General features: G+C 38.7%; 12 protein-coding genes, 3 tRNA genes and 2 pseudogenes. 10 read left to right on the forward strand and 7 right to left on the reverse strand.

Translation table 11 applies throughout. The features are described 5' to 3' along the window. Positions 1-309: 309 nt before the first annotated feature. The 3 genes and pseudogenes from MSVAZ_RS14815 to MSVAZ_RS14825 form a co-directional block, all read right to left on the reverse strand. Positions 310-1,894: pseudogene (locus MSVAZ_RS14815) on the reverse strand (IS1634 family transposase). Between the two features lie 391 nt (positions 1,895-2,285). Then, positions 2,286-2,359 (reverse strand) — tRNA-Ile (locus MSVAZ_RS14820). Between the two features lie 59 nt (positions 2,360-2,418). Continuing rightward, positions 2,419-2,495: transfer RNA gene (locus MSVAZ_RS14825), tRNA-Ile, on the reverse strand. A gap of 224 nt (positions 2,496-2,719) precedes the next feature. Here MSVAZ_RS14825 and MSVAZ_RS14830 point away from each other — a divergent pair. Then, a tRNA-Ala gene (locus MSVAZ_RS14830) sits at positions 2,720-2,791 on the forward strand. A 113-nt stretch (positions 2,792-2,904) separates the two neighbouring features. On the opposite strand, the gene MSVAZ_RS21375 is transcribed toward MSVAZ_RS14830, so the two are convergent. Together MSVAZ_RS21375 and MSVAZ_RS14840 are read right to left on the reverse strand one after the other, a co-directional pair. After that, positions 2,905-3,111 (reverse strand): hypothetical protein, encoded by a 207-nt coding sequence (locus MSVAZ_RS21375; RefSeq protein WP_048122211.1) that lies wholly within the window; start codon positions 3,109-3,111, stop codon positions 2,905-2,907. Between the two features lie 106 nt (positions 3,112-3,217). Next, positions 3,218-4,324, reverse strand: a complete 1,107-nt coding sequence (locus tag MSVAZ_RS14840) for a hypothetical protein (protein ID WP_048122214.1) — start codon at positions 4,322-4,324, stop codon at positions 3,218-3,220. A gap of 259 nt (positions 4,325-4,583) precedes the next feature. Between MSVAZ_RS14840 and MSVAZ_RS14845 the strand changes: the two genes are divergently transcribed. Continuing rightward, positions 4,584-5,102, forward strand: coding sequence for a nucleoside deaminase (locus MSVAZ_RS14845; protein WP_232316119.1), 519 nt, complete (start codon positions 4,584-4,586; stop codon positions 5,100-5,102). 908 nt (positions 5,103-6,010) lie between these two features. Continuing rightward, the gene (locus MSVAZ_RS14850) at positions 6,011-7,009 is read left to right on the forward strand and encodes a YVTN family beta-propeller repeat protein (protein WP_048124144.1); all 999 of its coding nucleotides are present in this window, start codon (positions 6,011-6,013) and stop codon (positions 7,007-7,009) included. Positions 7,010-7,347: 338 nt separating this feature from the next. On the opposite strand, the gene MSVAZ_RS14855 is transcribed toward MSVAZ_RS14850, so the two are convergent. Together MSVAZ_RS14855 and MSVAZ_RS14860 are read right to left on the reverse strand one after the other, a co-directional pair. Beyond that, complete coding sequence (locus tag MSVAZ_RS14855) at positions 7,348-11,112, reverse strand: PAS domain S-box protein (RefSeq protein WP_048122219.1); 3,765 nt, start codon at positions 11,110-11,112, stop codon at positions 7,348-7,350. A 926-nt stretch (positions 11,113-12,038) separates the two neighbouring features. Further along, a complete protein-coding gene (locus tag MSVAZ_RS14860; RefSeq protein ID WP_232316120.1) occupies positions 12,039-12,557 on the reverse strand; it encodes a hypothetical protein in 519 nt (172 codons plus the stop codon). A 550-nt stretch (positions 12,558-13,107) separates the two neighbouring features. Between MSVAZ_RS14860 and MSVAZ_RS14865 the strand changes: the two genes are divergently transcribed. The 7 genes and pseudogenes from MSVAZ_RS14865 (at position 13,108) to MSVAZ_RS14900 (ending at position 19,954) form a co-directional block, all read left to right on the forward strand. Beyond that, on the forward strand, positions 13,108-13,590 hold the full coding sequence (locus MSVAZ_RS14865; RefSeq protein ID WP_052725536.1) for an FKBP-type peptidyl-prolyl cis-trans isomerase: 483 nt from the start codon (positions 13,108-13,110) through the stop codon (positions 13,588-13,590). 5 nt (positions 13,591-13,595) lie between these two features. Next, positions 13,596-14,165: an FKBP-type peptidyl-prolyl cis-trans isomerase gene (locus tag MSVAZ_RS14870; protein ID WP_048122225.1), complete on the forward strand. Its 570-nt coding sequence runs from the start codon at positions 13,596-13,598 to the stop codon at positions 14,163-14,165. A 49-nt stretch (positions 14,166-14,214) separates the two neighbouring features. After that, the gene (locus tag MSVAZ_RS14875) at positions 14,215-14,760 is read left to right on the forward strand and encodes an FKBP-type peptidyl-prolyl cis-trans isomerase (RefSeq protein ID WP_232316121.1); all 546 of its coding nucleotides are present in this window, start codon (positions 14,215-14,217) and stop codon (positions 14,758-14,760) included. 28 nt (positions 14,761-14,788) lie between these two features. After that, positions 14,789-15,196: an OB-fold nucleic acid binding domain-containing protein gene (locus tag MSVAZ_RS14880; protein WP_048122227.1), complete on the forward strand. Its 408-nt coding sequence runs from the start codon at positions 14,789-14,791 to the stop codon at positions 15,194-15,196. A gap of 290 nt (positions 15,197-15,486) precedes the next feature. After that, complete coding sequence (locus tag MSVAZ_RS14885) at positions 15,487-16,665, forward strand: nucleotidyltransferase family protein (RefSeq protein WP_048122229.1); 1,179 nt, start codon at positions 15,487-15,489, stop codon at positions 16,663-16,665. A 342-nt stretch (positions 16,666-17,007) separates the two neighbouring features. Further along, on the forward strand, positions 17,008-17,604 hold the full coding sequence (locus MSVAZ_RS14895; RefSeq protein ID WP_048122233.1) for a diacylglycerol/polyprenol kinase family protein: 597 nt from the start codon (positions 17,008-17,010) through the stop codon (positions 17,602-17,604). Between the two features lie 722 nt (positions 17,605-18,326). After that, positions 18,327-19,954, forward strand: a pseudogene (locus MSVAZ_RS14900) (IS1634 family transposase). Positions 19,955-19,986 lie beyond the last annotated feature (32 nt).

Genomic DNA, 19,986 nt, shown 5'->3' on the forward strand with positions numbered 1-19,986 from the left:
TATGAGGATTTTATGAGGATATTATGAGGATATTATGAGGATATTATGAGGATATTATGAGGATATTATGAGGATATTATGAGGATATTATGAGGATATTATGAGGATATTATGAGGATATTATGAGGATATTATGAGGATATTATGAGGATATTATGAGGATATTATGAGGATATTATGAGAATATTATCAGGTAAGCTTCATAAAATCCAGAGCTGTGCTGGATGAAAAGTAGTATTGTTCATGAAGAATGGCGGAAGGCCAACTGAGGATCGACTGAGGACCTATGAGAATCCTGACTTCCGCTTTTTAAGCGCATAAATTCAATTTTCCCATAATTTCTTTTGCTTTCTGTGAGTTCTGTAACTATTACCTCTCCATTTTGCAGTTCTACTTTTCTGATCTTCTCAAGCTCTAAAAGTAAACTCTCTACTGTATAATCCTCAATAATTTTTGTTTCCTTCATCATACTCAGTAGCTTCATTCTAATAATTAGTCCGATAAAGCAGACAAAAATGAATCCCTTTGTTGTTGAATCTTTGTTTGTGTTTAGTGGAAGCGACTGAATATCATTTTTCATTACTTTGAATCCTTTCTCAACAATATCTCTTTCTCTGTAGTAAGTGAGACATTCTACCCAATCACGTTCTCCATAATAAAAAAGGAAAAACTTCCCCATTCTGTTTATTCTCTGCGATACTGCATTTTTCTTGATATTGATTTTGAAATGGTCATCTATCTTTTTCCACGAATAGAAACTTGCCATTTCCCTTGCTCTCTCTTTGAACACCTCTGCCGCATTTCTCCATCCTGGTATTGCTGTTTCTTCCAGTTTTTCCTTCATATCATAAAGACGGGAGTAAAATGTGCTTTTTTCTTCCATTTCTCTCTTTGGATCATAGAAACAGTATCCATTGATCTTGAATTCCTTTTCCTCAAGAGTCACTGGCTTTACAAATATTGGTTTTTTGTGAAACTTATGAAGATATTCCGGACTTTCGATGTCTTTTTGTACTGAACTCATAAGCTCTTTGACACTTTTAAGTGCCATTGTAGCTGGCATAATAAAAGGAATCTTTTCCCTTACTAATTCCTCAATGTTTCCCTTGCTGAAAAAGCCTCTATCCATTACCAGTGTATAGTTTTCCATTCCATGAGCTTCTATCTTTTTTAGAGTATTTTTAAGAGTTGTAACGTCTACAATACTTCCAGGATAGATGTCATACATCACCGGAATTCCTTTTTCCTTATCCACAATCATGGAGAGATTTATTTGAGGAAGATCGCAATTGTCTCTATTGTATCCGTATTCAAGAAGATTAATTAGTTGTGAGTAGCTCGATAAACTGGTAAGATCGTACATTAATGTGCGTTTTGTCCCAAGATTTCTAAACATTTTACCCATAAACATGGATGGAATGTCGCTATTACCTACTTTTGCAAGTAGATTACTGATGTTTTGACTTTTCAAGGGTAACTCAGGCCACTGGAGAGAAAGAACAGAATTCTCATACCAGGTTTTAAGGTTATACATAGCTGTAGGACGAATTACACGATTAAGTGCCATTGAAAGTATCATGTTCCTGTCTTTTTCATTGAACAGATCACCAAGATACTCTTCAATTTTGAGTTCTTCTACTATTTTCTGTAATGGAAGGAACTCACCATAGTTATAAGCATTTACAGGTTTGCTGGAAACGAAAGAAGTCTCATCTTGCACGATTTCATCGGAAGAGTTTAATGCGTCACGAACTCTAACAGGTTTACCGTTTATGTTTCTGCCAACATATTTGGATTTATGGCGAATTTGTTTCTTTTCCTTATCGTAATAAGGAATATCTTCGTACCAGTACTCAATTCCATTTATTTTCTTGATGCGGAGGATAGACTTCATGCGCTTATATAATAAGCGCATAATAGTATAGATAGTTTTTGAATTGTTGTTTGGAAATGAGTAAGTTAGTATGCATCTGCACACGAATTAAATGAGCAAAATAGGGATACAAAAAGTATGCGCTTAAAATTTGGGAATTAAGGTAGTATGCATCTGCACACGAATTAAATGAGCAAAATAGGGATACAAAAAGTATGCGCTTAAAATTTGGGAATTAAGGGAGAATACTATGAGGATATCCGCCCAAAACAACAAAGAGACCAGTTTTTAAAGAGACCTATTTTTTAAAGTGACCTATTTTTTAAAGTGAAAAAGACTCAGAAATACACGAAAAAGATTCAAAACAGAATGACATTAATAAAAAACAAAATAGCATCAATAAAACATATAGTGGGCCCGCTGCGATTCGAACGCAGGACCTCACGGTTATCAGCCGTGCGCTCCACCAGGCTAAGCTACGGGCCCAAATGAAGGATAACTGGGTTATAAAACCTGTAAACTCCTGAGAAAGGATTGTCATATTGTGGTGGGCCCGCTGCGATTCGAACGCAGGACCTCACGGTTATCAGCCGTGCGCTCCACCAAGCTAAGCTACGGGCCCAAATGTCAGGTTTTTTAAAATTACCGAAGTAGAAAGGCTTTTCGGGAAAGCTTCCCAATCCGACAACACTTCTAATACTCAATTTACTACTTATAACTTTTGCTTGAAGCTCTTAAATTTCTAAGTTTCAAAAATTTATATGTAAGACGTCGAGCCTATGTGGCGACAGCTTTATATAAGATATTGAGTGTATGAGGGATGCTGATAAAGCATAAGCCTGATATGGGCCGGTAGATCAGGGGAAGATCGCTACCTTGGCATGGTAGAGGCCTCGGGTTCAATTCCCGACCGGTCCATTTAATAACTTTTAATAGTCTTGGACAACACTACTATTTTTCAAATGTCTATTTTACTTTCTAGTACTTTTTAAAGTCGATGGAAGCCAGAAAACCTCTATTCTCCTTTAAAATTATCTTTTTTGCTTAATGACAGGACATATCTTAAAAATTGAAATTAAAAGGCTAGTTAAATATTTGGAAATTAAAGGGACCCATAGCATAGAAGTTGGCTTATAATCAGCTTCTATTTTGTGTTTTGAGAGTTGTATAGGTCTGTTAAACATTACATCTATTTTGAAAGTGTTTATTACTGCCTCAAATGGTTCGTTATTTTCCATGAAGGCAGTACTCTGGAGTTGAGTTAGATTACCGAGGTATTTATAATTCTAGCCCGACGAAGACAAAAAATAGACGAGCAGATTTCAGCAGGATAATATAAACGCTTTATTTCACTGTATCTGCCGTCACATCTCTATTGTGCCAGGTACTGTTAGAACTATGCCATGCATATTCGTAAACATGATAATTATTTCCAATATAGTAGACACGTGGATCTCCGCCGTAGATTATTGATGAAAGTTTATAACGTACTGCTGGCTGTCCACCAGAATCTACTGTCACATCTCTGTTGTGCCAGGTACTGTCAGAGCTATGCCATGCATATTCGTAGACATGACTATTATCGCCAAAATAGTAGACACGTGGATTTTCACGGTAGGTTATTGATGAAAGCTCTCTAAAATTTTCTGCTGGTTGCCCACCAGAATCTACTGTCACATCTCTGTTGTGCCAGGTACTGTCAGAGCTATGCCATGCATATTCGTAGACATGGCCATTATTGCCATAATAGTAGACACGCGGATCTCCAACGTAAGTTATTGATGAAAGCGGACTTGCAGGCAATGCTGGCTGTCCACCAGAATCTACAGTCACATCTCTGTTATGCCAGGTACGGTCAGAACTATGCCATGCATATTCGTAAACATGATAATTATTTCCAATATAGTAGACACGCGGATCTCCAACGTAAGTTATTGATGAAAGCAGACTTATAGACAATGTTGGCTGTCCACCAGAATCTACAGTCACATCGCTGTTATGCCAGGTACTGTCAGAGCTATGCCATGCATATTCATAGACATGATAATTTTTGCCAAGATAGTAGACATGTCTATTAAACGGAGTATAATTGGTTGTTGATGAAAGCGAACTTATAGACAATGCTGGCTGCCCACCAGAATATGCTGTCACATCTCTGGAGTGCCAACTGCCACCAACCCAACTACCACCAACCCATCCTTCATTGGCAAGTTCGTAGACATGATTGTTATTGCCAAAATAGTAGACATAAATATTATCAAATCCATCGTTTATTGACGTAAATGCGCTTCCATCTACTGCTGGTTGTCCCCCTGCCTCTGCTGTCACATCTTTGTTGTGCCATGTACTGTCAGAGCTATGCCATGCATATTCGTAGACATGACCATTATTTCCAATATAATAGACACGTGGATCTCCGCCGTAGGTTATTGATGAAAGTAGACTATTCATTTATTTTCATACCCCCAATTTAATCGTTATAGATTAAAATTGGCGGAATATTATATATATACTAGTATAAACGCTTGTGAATAATATTGGTATTTTTAAGTGGAATAAGAAGTAATTACCAAAATGCCTAAAAGTTGATTTTTCAAGTTTTTGCGATTGCCAAAAATAATTTTATCGTTATTTGAAAGGGGAGTTTATGAAACACTTCATTACACAAGACACGCCTGTTACGGAAGAAGTGCTTAATGTCATTGCTCATTTGCCCACGAAAAGTCTTCCTGCGATAGTTGAAGATAAATTTTTTGTTAAACTGAGCGACCTAAATATTATGCGTATAGCAGTTTTACTTGCGCAAAAAAGCTATGACGAAGGTGGGTGCCCCATCGGCGGCGTTATCATTGATAACAATACTCGCCGGATTATTGGAAAAGGACACAATACGCTTGTGCAGGATAACGATCCTTACAACCACGGTGAAACGTCAGCCATACGCGATGCAGGACGACAGGACTTCAGTAATACTACAATTTTCACAACGCTTAGCCCATGTGACACTTGTGCCACGTTAATATATATGCGCCAATTCAGCCGCGTGGTCGTCGGCGATGTTACTAACGCCTCGGGTAACGAACAGATGCTTCGCGAGAAGGGTGTCAAAGTCGATATCCTTGAAGACCCTGTGGGAATAGAATTGTATGCAAAATATCGTGCCGAAAAGCCGGAACTCGACATGGAAGATTGGAAAGGCCTGGCTGCCGTTCGTAAGGCTGCAAGATAGAATTAAAAAAATAGGCAGTCCAAATAACCCTGATCAATACCGCCTTTTTCGTTTCTTGAGCCATCTCTGAATGGCTCGATATTTGTCCTTGGAAACAGCAGTTTTGATCTGATTATATGCCTCAAAGGTTTTAGCGATCACATTCATTTTAGCAATCACATTCGTTTTAGCGATTACATTCCGCAAAGATGGAAAAAAAGAAGAAAGCAAAAAAGCGGTGTAACGTGGTTCACAAGGCTTGACCTGCACCAATGAAGTATATTACGGGATCAGTTTTGAAGCTGTCCTGAATTTGCTTCATTTTACGGATACGCGTTAATGAAGTATATTGCGGGATCAGTTTTGAAGCTGTCCTGAATTTGCTTCATTTTACAGATTACGCGCAATGAAGTATATTACGGGATCAGAGTTCAAGCTGTCCTGAATTTACTCCAATTTACAGATTGCTCCCTCATGAACCAATTAATATTATATAGGTAACAATATAAAAAAGTAACGATAGAATTCAATTTTATTTAATCAGTGTTTATATTTAACAGGCTTATCCACGAATTGGTTACCTGCAGTTACCGATTTGAGTATTATTTTTCAGAATTATTATTTTTCAGAATTATTATTTTTCAGAATTATTATTTTTCAGAATATATCTTAAACAACCACTTGGTTGCAGATGACCTGATAGCAACCTTTTACTATTACATCTCCTTCTAACCTTGAAGAAAATAGATTTATCTCAGCATTTTGCTGATACAAAGCACCCCCACTTTTTAATGTATGTAATCTATTATATTCTTGTATTAATATACTCTTTTTGTTCAAACGGGGGAATTTGCAAGTAGTTGTATAAAATGATAAGACAGCTGCTGTAAGCTCTTTTCTCATCGCCAATAGTATTTTGGGGGATTAAAATGAAAGAAAGAACATATGCTAAAACACACAGTGGACATGCCTTCATAAAAGTTTTGGGAATAGCAATGCTGGCTATTTCAATGATGGTGAGTATAGCAGGCGCAGAACCCTATGCATATATTACGAACTCCGGAAGCAACAATATCTCTGTAATTGATACAACCACAAACACAGTTACAGCCAATGTGACTGTAGGAAACTATCCTGTTGGAGTTGCAGTCTCTCCAGATGGAACAAAGGTATATGTGACGAACTCATTCAGCAACAATGTTGCTGTAATTGATAATGCAACCAACACTGTTACATCAACAGTGAATGTCGGTAAATGGCCTCTAGGAGTTGCAGTCAGTCCGGATGGAACAAAGGCATATGTGGCGAACGGGGGCAACAACAGCGTTTCTGTAATTGACACTTCAAATAATACAGTTACATCAACGGTGGATGTCGGTAAATGGCCTCTAGGAGTTGCAGTCAGTCCGGACGGGACAGAGACGTATGTTACAAACGCATTCAACAACAATGTTTCTGTAATTGACACTGTAACTAACAATGTTACAGACACCGTGCCTGTAGGCTACATTCCTGTTGGAGTTGCAGCCTCCCCGGATGGAAAAATAGTGTATATTACTAACACTGGCAGCAACAGTGTTTCTGTAATTGACACTGAAACTAAAACTGTCACATCAACGGTAAGTGTTGGAGAATATCCTGTTGGAGTTGCAGTCTCTCCGGATGGAACAAAGGTATATGTGGTGAACGCTGGCAGCAACAATGTTTCTGTAATTGACGCAGCAACCAATTCCGTTGCAGCCACAGTAAATGTAGGGAATATGCCTCATGGTGTTGCAGTAACCTCTGACGGAACAAAGGCATATGTGTCAAACTCCGACTACAATGGAACCGTCTCTGTAATTGACACTGAAACAAACACAGTTACAGCTACTGTACCTGTAGGAAACTATCCTGTTGCCATCGGGCTGTTTATAGTTCCTCTTTAATCAGGTAGAAGTTTACATCAAGAATGGAAAACTTTCGTCAGATGGAGGACAGACGTTTATTGATCTGGCAAACATCGTAATCAATGCTTTAAAAACAAGCTGAGTAAGCAAAGATTATTAGGAATGCGCACACAACAAGCTGAGTAAGCCGTTAAAACTCGAGGAGGTAAAGAACTCCTCTTTAACTATTTAATTGAATATAATGTAGATAATGTAGACTCTGCTTAAAAATCTAGTAATTTTGAATTTTACATTTATCACTGGATATTGGTACTGAGTCAGCCAGGAGTCTGAACAAGGCCCTTAGAGATCCGTTATAACAAGTATAAATGGAGGCATTAGTCCATTAATTGTTTTAACGTAGCTTGTGTCTGATTATTATTTTCTTCTTTGACCGTGAACCTTATAGCAAATTCGGTTCCATCATTCCTTTTCAGCTCAAGTTCCCCATCTAACTGATCTACAAGGGTGGTTATCAGCTGAAACCCAAGACTATCAAGATCTTCAATATTAAGGTCTTCAGGAATACCAACGCCGTTATCCGAGACGGTCAGAACAAAACTGGTATACCTATTGAATTCCTTTCTGTGTTCTCCATTTTCTTCTTTATGGAGTTCGATTTGGATCTCTCCATTGTCTCTGCCCGGAAATGCATGTTTGAGAGAATTGGAAACCAGTTCATTAACAATAATTCCTAGCGGGACAGCAATATCCATATCAAAGAATGCATTTTCTTCCAGATCCATACACAGATGGATTTTCTTCTTACTAAGGCTGTAAGTCTGGAAAAGGTTTTCAGCCAGTTCTTTTATGTATGCCGAAAAGTCAAGTGTCTCAGTTTCTTCTCCTTTATAAAGCTCTTCGTGAATAAGAGCCATAGATATAACCCGGTTCTGGCTTTCCCTGAAAGCCTCAGTAACTTTAGGGTCATTGAACTTATCAGCCTGAAGATCAAGGAGAGAAGAGATAACCTGCAGGTTATTTTTTATCCTGTGGTGGATTTCTTTCTTACGGGCAGTCTCGATATTTGCCAGAGCTTCTTCTGCCTTTTTCCTTTCAGTAATATCAAGAACAAAAGCTACGCCTTCATTGCGTACCTGATCGAAGGTAGTTGCTCCAACAATGGCAGGTACTCGCGAGCCATCTTTACGGATGAATTCCTTCTCGTAAGGCGTATTTGAGCCTGTTGATTTGAGTTCCATTATGGCCTGCTCATCCAATCGACTGTACTCCGGTGGAGTCATCTTGTTCCATTTAACCCTTCCAGCCTTCAAGTCCCCGCGCGTGTAACCAACTATATCCAGTAACTTGTCATTGGCATCGGTGACCGAACCGTCCAGGTTAAAATAAAATGCACCAATCATATCCGACTCGTAATACTGGCGCAGGCGCGCTTCACTCTCACGCAGTGCTTCTTCCGCCTTGATACGCTCAGTAACATCTCTTACAATAGCTGAAATGGCCACGAGTTTTCCAGCGATGTCAAACACAGGAGAGAGAGCTGCTGAAATATTTATAATAGTACCGTCCTTTCTTAACCGTGATGTTTCGTAGTGCTGAATCTTTTTTCCCTGTTTGATCTTTTCGGAAAACTGCTTAATTTCCTCTTTGAAATTTTCGGGTTCAAGTACGGATACATTTTTTCCCAAAATTTCCTCGGCTGAATAACCATAAACCTGTTCTGCCGCCTTATTCCAGCTGGTAATGATACCCTCAAGAGACAGAGTTATAATAGCATCATTCGAAGATTCCACAGCGTTCGCCAGTATTTGAAGTTTCTCTTCTGCTCTTTTATGTTTAGTAATATCCTGAACTACTCCTTTTACTTGAACAGGTTTATTCTTTTCATCAAAAATAATTTCAGGTTGAGAATGGACTGTACGTTCTTCTCCATTAGCCAGGACAATCCTGTAATCAATGCCAAAAGGCTTCTCATTTAAAGCTTTCTTGATAGCGTTATCAACATAATCTCTATCGTCGGGGTGTATATAATTTAAAAGTTCTTTGTAAGTTGCGCCTGATTCATGAGGATTACGTTCAAAAATCCGATACATTTCATCGGACCAGTATGTTTCACCAGTTACGAGATCCCAATCCCAATTTCCAATCTGAGCTATCTTTTGAGCTTCAGAAAGGCGTTTTTCACTTTCCTTCAATGAATTGTAAGCTTTCTCAAGCTCTGATGTCCGTTCTTTAACTTTTTCTTCTAGGTTCTCATGAACTCTTATTAGAGCTTCTTCTGCTTTCTTAAGTTCAGTAATATCACGTGCAGCTGCAAAGACCCCAATAACCTTCCCATTCTCGTCTCCATAAACTGAAGCATTGTACAAAACGGGAGTTATATGTCCATCCTTATGCCGAATCTCCAGAGGATAGTCCCTGACCTCACCGTGCATGAACACCTGCTGATATCCTTTTCTAGCTTCCCCGGGCTCAGTGAAATAATCTGAAAAATCAGTCCCAATCAAATCATTTCTTGAATATCCAGTAACCAGTTCAGTAGCGCCACTAACATCCGTAATCTTACCATCACGTCCAATGGTTACTAAGGGGTCCAGGCTGGCTTCAATCAGACTACGATTATAAAGATTTGATAATTTCAGAGCTTTTTCCGACCTTTTTCTCTGCAGAGCCTGCGTCACAGCAGGCGCGATAGCTTCAAGATCTTCCTGCTGTTCGTAGCTATAGCCGTTTTCACGGTTTGCAACCGCAATCAAACCTATCGTTTTTCCATCCTGGACAAGGGGGACGCCAAGAAACGATGTAATCGGCGGATGCCCATGCGGCAAACCAATACTGTCGGGGTGTGATAATGGATCATTGGTAAAGAAACCTTTCTCGTTGTTAATGACACTGCCATAAAGGCCATGAACAGCAAAATTGGTAGGAGGACTACGATGTCCTTTCTTGTCGTACATAAGGCACTGTTCCCATGCAAGCTCGCTTTTTGCAATATCGTGCAAGAACCCGTCAGCGCCCATTTCATTGATAAAACCAAACTGGCTGCTGGTTACTTCCAGGGCTACAGATAGACATGCTTCACCCAGTTCTTCTTCTGTATTTGCCTGTACCACGTTCCTGAAGATCTGATTGATTCCTTCAAGAATACGGTTGTATCTACGAATACGATGCTCTTCTTGCTTGCGCCTTGTGATATCACGGGCGACGTAAACACTCCCAATGAGTTTTTCTTCAGAATCGTATAGTGGCGAGACATTTACTAAGAAATTATCACCAAGACAACCTTCACAAATCTCTGCGATGTGCTCATCCCAATCCTTAAGCAGCTGCCTTTGTGGGCAAAAAGAAGGAGGCTTGTCTGTCCCATGGATAACACGATAGCAGGTTAACCCTATGCACTCTTCAGGTGTCATCCCTGATCTTGCCGCAATAGCTTTGTTCACACGAACAACTCTATGTTTATCGTCAATTATGGCTACCAGATCTGGCACAGCATCAAAGGTATATTCCCAATTTTTTGCAGCCTGAATAGCTTCTTTTTCTGCTCTTTTTCTTTCGGAGTTTTCTATCCTCTCCCATTTTCCGTCCCTTTTGATCAAAGCAAATTGATGGCTGGATACTACATCAATAATCTCGACCGTACTGCACATATCGAGATAATATGGGCATAGGGCTATCACATGGTGTTTGTCGAGAACAACATCTACTTTATTTTCATAATCAATAAATTCGTTCCAGCCTTCTTTTTCCAGCCAGCGATTGTCCCCTGCAACCCTCAACCCATCATAACCCCTTGCCAGAGCCTGGTTAATTTTTTCAACCCAGCTATTTACAACTCTATCCAGATCGAAAATACCCTTCTTTAAAAATCCACTGGTGTAAGGGATGATTTCTATTTGTCCTTTCTCCAGATAAACATCAAAATCAGGACCAGCCGTTATCATGGATGTTTTTGCCTCTTCCACTTCCAGAGGCTGTGAGGTAATCCATATGCATAACTCGTTATTTTCCAGCCCGGCTTTAAAATAAGGGACAAGTATATCCATCAAATCTTCTTTTGTCTGGTAGAACTGGCAGAAGTGTGTTCCCCAGGGTACTTCGCCAACAGTATCAATCCCAGAATCTCGAATGTTTTTTCTCATGGGTATTGTCTCCGGGTTTTAAGAATACCAGGATAGTTTTTTTTCTCATGGGTATTGTCTCCGGGTTTTGATAATACCAGGATAAAATTTGGCTCTTCACCACTCCCTATAGATAAGATGATTTTCAATTCAAGGCCACATTGGTTTTTATGAGGAAACTATGAGGATAGCTACACAAAACAACGAAGAGCAAAAAATTCTTTTGCACCAGTGTATTTGATTTCATTTTTACTTTATGATTTCTATTATATCTAAGTGCACTCTCTAAAGGTCTCAAGAGAAACTCAATAGTGCACAAGTCCTCTCGAAAGCTTACTATAATATATTTTGTGAATTTAAGAAGATCTCTATTTACCTTACAACTTTTTCTTCCTGACTACTGGAACTTATTATTTTGGAACTAACGGATTCTTATTCAAATGCTTTTACAGCCACAAGAACAAAAATGAATTGAAAATTATCCAAATTATAATATAAAAGTAATAGATATATTAAGTTTATTGACGTTAGTTACAGACTTTAGTTACAGGAAAGATTAATTCCCGCATCTCAAATGAGACACAGCCAAAAAGCTGAGATTCCAAATGATTAACTGAGTTTTCTGATTCTGGAAAATAATCATGAAACTTTGCTGATTTAACTTTGCTGATTTAAGAAAAAATGGCTCTTCGCCATTCCCTCTGAACAAGACGATTTTCAATTCAAAACCTCATTGATTTTTATGAGGACATTATGAGGATATTCACAAAACAATGAAGACCCGAAAAAATTATTTTTGAGATAAACTCATCAAGTAAACGATGGGATAATTGAAACGATGAAGTAATTGAAACGATGAAGTAATTGAAACGATGAGGTGATTGAAACGATGAGGTGATTGAAGCGATGGGATAATTGAAAGGTCAGTTAATTAATAAACTAATTAATTAACAGATAGTCTTATCCTCGCTATTGCAGGCAACTCTCAAACTCTTTTGGTTATAAAGATCTCTTTCCAGTGATTCTGTTTGTCCGATAGTATCTTCTCCCCACTTTTGTTTAACTGCCTCACTCCACTGGAGTTTATCGTCCCCAATCATAGATTTTGGAATTGCAAAAATGTTTTCTCTCGTTGTTCTGGAAATCCCGGATTTTGACAACTTATACTTATTCGTTTTCTGATCGTATACCATCTGGTGATCGAGTTTAAATGCACTAACGGCCTCTGAAAACTTGCAGTTAACCTGGTTTAATTCTTCGTTTGGATCTTTTCCCTTCCTTCGCTTCATTTTTTCTATTTCAATCTCTTCTTTTCGTATATCCTCCAGGTACCATAAACTCCTATCAACTTCACTTTTAAATACAATCATATGCCATTTGAGAGACAACGAGTACGGTTTTCTTAAATATTCTTGCAATTCGGCAATCAGATCGGAATCATCTGTCGTACTTTCAATTTCTTCCATTATTCTTTTCATTTTGGCCAGATTTGCCTTCTGTCTTTCCTGACTTGTTACCATAGCTATCCACAACAGATTAACTTTTATTAGACTGTTATATACAGAAAGTATATTTTAAACCTTCGATAATAGATCATAAAAGTTAAATTTAGAAAAAATTTCGACTTGTTTGCCACAAAATCTCACGAAAATTAGGGTCGCAGGAATAGTTGCTGTGATTTGAGCCTTTTCTCTGGGTTTGAATCCATTTTAATTTTATTGTCGAGTCAATCATCAAGGATTCAATAATTCCGAATAATTGCAATCGATTTTATACGACATTTTGTTGTTGACTCAACAGTGGGGCCTGCGCTCTTTATTGTGGGGTTCACATTTGTTTACTCATATATTGAATATCAAAAAGAATAACGGAACCAAATCTCAAATTAAAACTTAAAAATGAAGATTACAGGAATTCCTGTAATTCCGGATTCTGAAACTTCTGTTTACTCGGTTTTTGACTTTTATTTTATCATCACGTTTATCTAGCATGTTCTCGTTTGTTTTATTGATTTATATGGCCGAGGATATAACAAAAGATACCAGTAGAATAATTAAGAATGGGGATACAGTCTCAGTTAATTATGTAGGAAAACTTGAAGATGGTACAATCTTCGATACTTCCTTAAAGGAAGTTGCTATCGAGGCAGGGAAATACAATCAGATGAGAAATTATGAACCCCTTACATTTACCGTCGGCGTAGGCCAGATGATAAAAGGATTTGATGAGGGCGTTGTCGGAATGCAAGTGGGAGAAGAAAAAACCCTTACAATCCCGCCTGAAGAAGCATATGGAGAGTACAGAGAAGAATTTGCAAGAGAGATCCCGAATAATACTGTTAATTTTACTCCGGAAGTCGGGATGAAGCTGGCTACGGACAATGGTCTGACAGGCACTATCACGGATGTAAACGAAAATAACTTTGTTGTAGACTTCAACCATGAGCTTGCAGGCAAGACCCTGATTTTCTCAGTCACAATCGTTTCTGTGGAGGAGTGAAAGTGATGAAGGCCAGGAAAAAAGCAGTTTTCTTCATAGCTATACTGCTCCTGGTAAGTACAATTCTTGGCAGCGGATGCACGGATAGCGGGAGCAAGGGAGGAGACAGCAGAGCAGTAAAGTCCGGAGATTCTGTCAAGATCGACTATACCGGGAAGCTTGAAGACGGCACGGTTTTTGATACCTCAAAAGAAGACGTTGCAAAGCAGGCAGGTATATACGTTGAAGGACGGGAGTATACTCCTCTTAACTTTGTCGTTGGCTCGGGACAGGTAATCCCTGGTTTTGACGAAGGTGTAATCGGAATGAAAGTAGGGGAAGAAAAAACCCTGACGATCCCTCCAGATAAAGCTTATGGGGAATATGAGGAAGCAAGAGTCCTTGCTGTCCCGATTGAAGAATTAAATCTAACAAACCGATCCCAAATTCCTGAAGTGGGGCAAACCTTGAGAGATATGTACGGAAATCAGTACAAAGTAACAGCTGTAAACGATACGCATATCACTCTTGACGCCAATCATGAGCTTGCAGGCAAGACCCTGATTTTTGATATAAAACTAATCTCAATAGAATAAATTTAAGTTACTGAAGAGCAAATTGAGAGTTAGAGTATTTTTTTAAAATGTGCATCATTTCGGTATCTGGATAGATTTTGAAATGGCGTGGGTACCAGAGAAAAATGCACAGGAGAAAGAGATAATGGAAAATTCTCGTACTGTGAAAAAAGGGGATTACCTGCTTATTGATTATACTGGAAAATTCGAAGACGGAACGGTCTTTGATACCACTTTGAAGGAAAAAGCCCTCGAAGCAAGGATCTATGACGAAAAAAAAGGCTACCGGCCTTTTTTTTTCAGAACGGATACATTCCAGGCAATAAAAGGTATCGATATGGGAGTGCTTGGAATGAAAGAGGGTGAAGAAAAAACCCTCATAATTCCGCCTGAAGAAGCCTATGGAATGTATAAGAATTACCTTGTCCAGGAGATCCCTCTCGAAAAGCTTGGACTCCAGACCCCTCCTGAGCCAGGAACAAAAATCATAACACCCGCTGGGAGTGAGGTTAAAGTGCTCAACTCCACGGAAACTTCTGCTACCCTGGATTTTAACCACGAACTTGCAGGCAAAACCCTCATCCTTGAAATAAAACTGGTCTCGATCATAAACTGATTCCAGGCCCAAAATCGGGGGGTAAAGGATGGAAAAAGAAGAAAAAGTAATGGTACTGCTGCTGTTCATGACATTGACTTCTCTTATGACAGCTTATCTTTGCTTTGGGTCGGAACTTACAGCTTCTGGACAGGAGACCGGAGAAGAAGCCACGCCGTATAGCCGTGAGTCCGGTGAAGGGGAGAAGGTGTTCCTTGAAGCCCAGGTTTTGAGCAAACGGTTAACCTATACAGGCGGGCACCTGCTTTTACAGGTAGACTGCAACTCCGAAGTCCTGAGCGTCTTTATTCCGAAAACCGCAGGCGCAGAAGCTCTGAATAATTCAATTCAGAAAGGAGATTTCATCAGCGTAACTGGCACCGTTTCGGAGTATGAAGGGAAAAGGGAAATCAAGGTGGAAAGAAAAGAAGATATTCTTCTGAGTTATCAACGTTAATCTGATTTCGTCATTAATCTGATTTCGTCACTAATCTGATTTCGTCATTGATCGGATTTCGTCATTAATCTGATTTCGTCATTAATCTGATTTCGTCATTAATCTGATTTCGTCATTAATCTGATTTCGTCATTAATCTGATTTCGTCATTGATCGGATTTCGTCACTAATCTGATTTCGTTATTCATCTGATTGATCGTCATTAATTGAATAACCATTATCAATAACCTTTGAGACAACGACAACAAAATCGTTAATAATATATTCATATAAGGACATTTGGGAAAAATATGAAAGCGTGTATCATGTGTGGAGGGGCTGGGACAAGGCTCAGACCGCTAACTTTCAAGCATCCTAAACCCAGCATACCGATTCTTAATAAGCCGTCAGTCCTGCATCTGATAGAGCATCTTTCAAGGGAAGGGTTCAATGAAATAGTCATGACCCTGGGGTACATGGGAGATCTCATAGAAGAGCAGCTCGGAGATGGGCACATGTTTGGGGTACATATCGAATATGTGTATGAGAAAGAAAAACTCGGAACTGCAGGCGGTATTAAAAATGCTGAAGAATACCTGAAAGACGAGCCGTTTATCGTGCTTGGTGGGGATCACGTCCTCAACCTGGACCTGCGGGAGATGTACCGTTTCCATGAAGAAAACGATGCTCCGATAACCATAGGGCTTATTTCGATTGACGACCCGAGAGAATTCGGAATTGCGGATATGGACATTAACAACCGGATCCACCGCTTCCTGGAAAAACCGAAAGCAGGCCAGATATTCAGCAACCTTGCAAGCACCGGCATTTATGTTTGCAGCCCTTCGATATTTGAATGGATACCTGAAGGCAAGAAATTCGACTTTGCAAAAGACCTTTTCCCCTTCATGCTGGCAGCCGACAAAAAAATCAATGGTGTACTTGTGCGGGGACAATGGACTGACGTTGGAAGTTCGGCAGCTTACAGGCAGGCACAGCGCTGGATGCTCGATGCCCTTCCTGGAACAACAATCGAAGGGAATTTCACAACCCGGAACGCAAGAATAAAAGGTCCTCTGTCCATAGGAAACAATGTATGCATAGGTTCGAATTCGTCCCTTGTAGGGCCAATAGTAATAGGGGAAAATACAACTATAGGCGATAACGTCCTTATCGGGCCTTACAGTGTTATAGGCTCAAACTGCACCATAGAGGACAATACAAAAATCCTTTCATCCTATCTTTTTGATAATGTGTCCATAGGAAAGGGATCCAATATCTCAGGCGGGGTAGTGGCAGACGAAACAATCATCGGAGAACACTGCTTCCTTGAAAATGGAACTGTTATTGGACATAAAGTACTGATCGGAAGTAATTCAACAATACATTCCGGAGTTAAGATCTGGCCCGAAGTTGTTATAGATAAAGACTCAAGCATAAAGGAAAACGTGATCAATTCCGGTTATGACGCTGCACATGAAGGTTCGTAAAATTTGGATTTCAAAGATTTGGATTTCAAAGATTTGGATTTCAAAGGACAGAATCCAGTCGAAATATCAACTGGATTTCTGAATCCGCATTTTTCAGGTTGATTCAGGGTGAAATTGCTTTTTGGAATCCGGGTTGATTCAGGGTGAAATTGCTTTTTTGGAAGCCTGGTTGATTCAGGTTGAACTTACTTTTTTAGGACCCTGGTTGAATTTCGCTTTTCTGCTGTTTATTTTTCATATTCATCTTTTGACAGGCACATGTGAAGTTTTCAGGACACGTAGAACGAAAGACATACTGAAACAGATATAACTTTATACTAGATCCTGACAAGTCTTTTTGCCATGTCGTCCAGAGAATTTATCTTTGAAATCCTTAGAAAAAGTGTGCATCTGGTTTCAATCCTGATCGTGCTTATCTACGAACTTTACGGAAAAGAAGCCATCCTATGGGCACTCATGCTATTTCTTGTAACTGTTATTATTCTTGACTACTTCCGGGTTGAGCATGGAATTCGAATACCTTTTTTCCATATTATGTACAGAAAAAGTGAAGCTGACCGCTTCGGAGGACATATCTTCTTTGCGCTCGGGGCAATTTCAGTAATATCCCTGTTCAGTCGAGAGATCGCTTACGCTGCAATTCTTATGGCCACCTTCGGGGACCTGGCTGCAGCTCTTATAGGAAAATTCTATGGAAAGAGGAAAGTTTTTCAAAGAATATTTAAAAATGACAAATCGATTGAAGGCTCAGCTTCGGAATTTCTTATTGATTTCCTCATAGGGCTGCTTATTCTCGGGAATCCCATTGTCTCTCTAATGATGGCGTTTCTTGCAACCCTTACGGAAACGGCAGTCAATAAAATTGATGATAACCTTATAGTGCCGGTTTTCGCAGGTTTTTTCGGGCAGATAACCCTGAATTTTCTGGCATATTTATAATCAAAGTTGCGCTGGCGTCTTCGCTGAAAGCAACGGATTATGTTCACGCCAAAGCTCCAAAAAATGGACTTGATAAATTATATTATCATTACCTGTTTTCGGGAAAGTTTTCCATCCCTGCAGCAAGCTAGCGGGGTATTCGACTGAAATAACTGTTATATCAGTCCACAATATATAAATCATTAATTTTAGATGAAAACAAAATATAATATAAATTGGTTAAATATTAATATTTTTGAATATAAATAGTTATAAATTACATAAATTTATAGTATTTTTAATTAAAAAGATTCTTAAATAGATTATAACTAAAGATCGTAGTAGTTACACAGAAAAACGCAAACAAAAAGAGGATTAGTAAACTAGAAAAAAGACAAATCTACTCTTCTTATTTAATTCAATCAATAGATCACTGATCCGACCTAAAATAGTGGACTATTTTACTCATAATAAATGTATATTAAATATTTAGGGATGATTATCTGGACTGATGAGAAATCAATATGATAAAACCTTATTGTCCAAAACACGGAACTATCATGACTCCTATGAATATGGATTCCTTGTCAGGTGCATATAAATCCCTTGAAAATAGTTGCGTAAGAACCCCCATTTTTGAATCAACGTTTATTCTCTCTGGTTCGGTTATTTTTAACCTAGCTTCGGCAGGTAAACATATAAGTTAATATAATTAATTTTCGTATCTCTTTTCTTGATCTTCCATGGCAGCTAAAAACAACAGTAGAAGAGTTGAATCCTCAATAAAACGTACAGGCTTCTTAGGTCACCTTGGTCTCATTGCTGGAGTTTTCCGCGAACTTGAAGTTGACAAATTGATCGATGAGAAACTTCCTAAAGAACGAGATCACAAGGTTCCTCACTCCGTCTGTATCCTTGCCATGGTACTCAATGGTCTTGGTTTCATAGGGCAACGTCTGTACCTTTTTCCTGATTATTTCAGGACTATTTCCATAGGAAGACTTTTTGGAGACAGCGTCACACGAGAAGACCTGAATCAATATGCTATTGGAGAAACTCTTGACAGAATAGTAAAGTATGGTCCTACAAAACTGTTTACGGAAATCACTCTTCACATTATGGCTCGTCTACCTATTCCTCTCCATTGTTTACACGCTGACACTACAAGTGTCAGCGTTTATGGCGATTATGAAGACGAAGAAACTGAGTATATTGATATTACTTTTGGAATACCAAAAAACGGAAGATGGGACCTCAAACAATTTGTTTTGAGCTTGATTGTAAATCAGCATGGGATACCACTTTTCATGAACACCCATTCAGGGAACGCTTCAGACAAAAGCACAATTCTGGAAGCAATCAAGTCTCTCAAATCAGCTTTAAGCCCTGAAGCAAAGTGTACTATGTAGCTGAATAGTTCTTTTTACACTGACAATAATATCAAGAACATAGGAAAGTCATTCTGGATCAGTCGTGTTCCTGCAACAATTAATGAAGCAAAGGAACTGCTAACTGCAAATCTAAACCTGAAAACGTGAAAAGCGACGAAAGATACTCATTTTATCAAACCTTTGTGGAATATGGTGGAGTTAAACAAAAATGGGTTTTGTTACTCTCTCATAAAATGAAAGAAAAAAAAGAGGCAACTCTAACAAGAAAGCTTGAAAAAGAGCTTGAAAAAGCAGAAAAGTCGCTTAAAAAGCTGGCAGGAGATGACTTTTTCTGTGAAGAAGATGCATTAAAAGCAGCAGAAAAATGGATTGCAGATTTCCCTTCTGTTCTTTTTGAAAAAGTAGATTTGAAAACCATTAAAAAACGTGAAGCAGGTAAAAGAGGCAGAATTTATAAAGATGAGAAATTGAAGACATGTTATAGGATTGATGGAATTATAAAGGTTAATGATGCTTTTGTTTTGAATGAAATGGAAAAAATGGGACTTTTCATTCTTGCAAGTAATGATATCCGTCTTTCCCCTGAAGAGATGCTGAAGTATTACAAAGGACAGGATAAAGTAGAAAAAGGATTCCGATTTTTGAAAAGTGATACCTTTAGCATATCGAAGGTGTATCTCAAGAATAAATCAAGAATTGAAGCGTTGACAATGATAATGGTTCTCTGCTTAATGATTTATGCAATTGCAGAATGGAAATTAAGGACAAAGTTAGAAGAAGAAAATGAAACGGTTCCAGATCAAAAAGGGAAACCAACAAAAAGACCAACAATGAGATGGATATTTTTCAAGTTTCAGGGAATTACAGAACTTATAACGCAGAAAAAAGGGAAAACAAAGTCAGAAATACTGAATATGGAAGAAATTCACTGGAAAATATTGAGGCTCATGGGGGAGGAATATGAAAATATATATCTCTAGTTGCGTTAACCTGCCGAAGCTAGGTTTTAAAT

Origin of the sequence: Methanosarcina vacuolata Z-761 (assembly GCF_000969905.1) — an archaeon.
GTDB lineage: Archaea > Halobacteriota > Methanosarcinia > Methanosarcinales > Methanosarcinaceae > Methanosarcina > Methanosarcina vacuolata.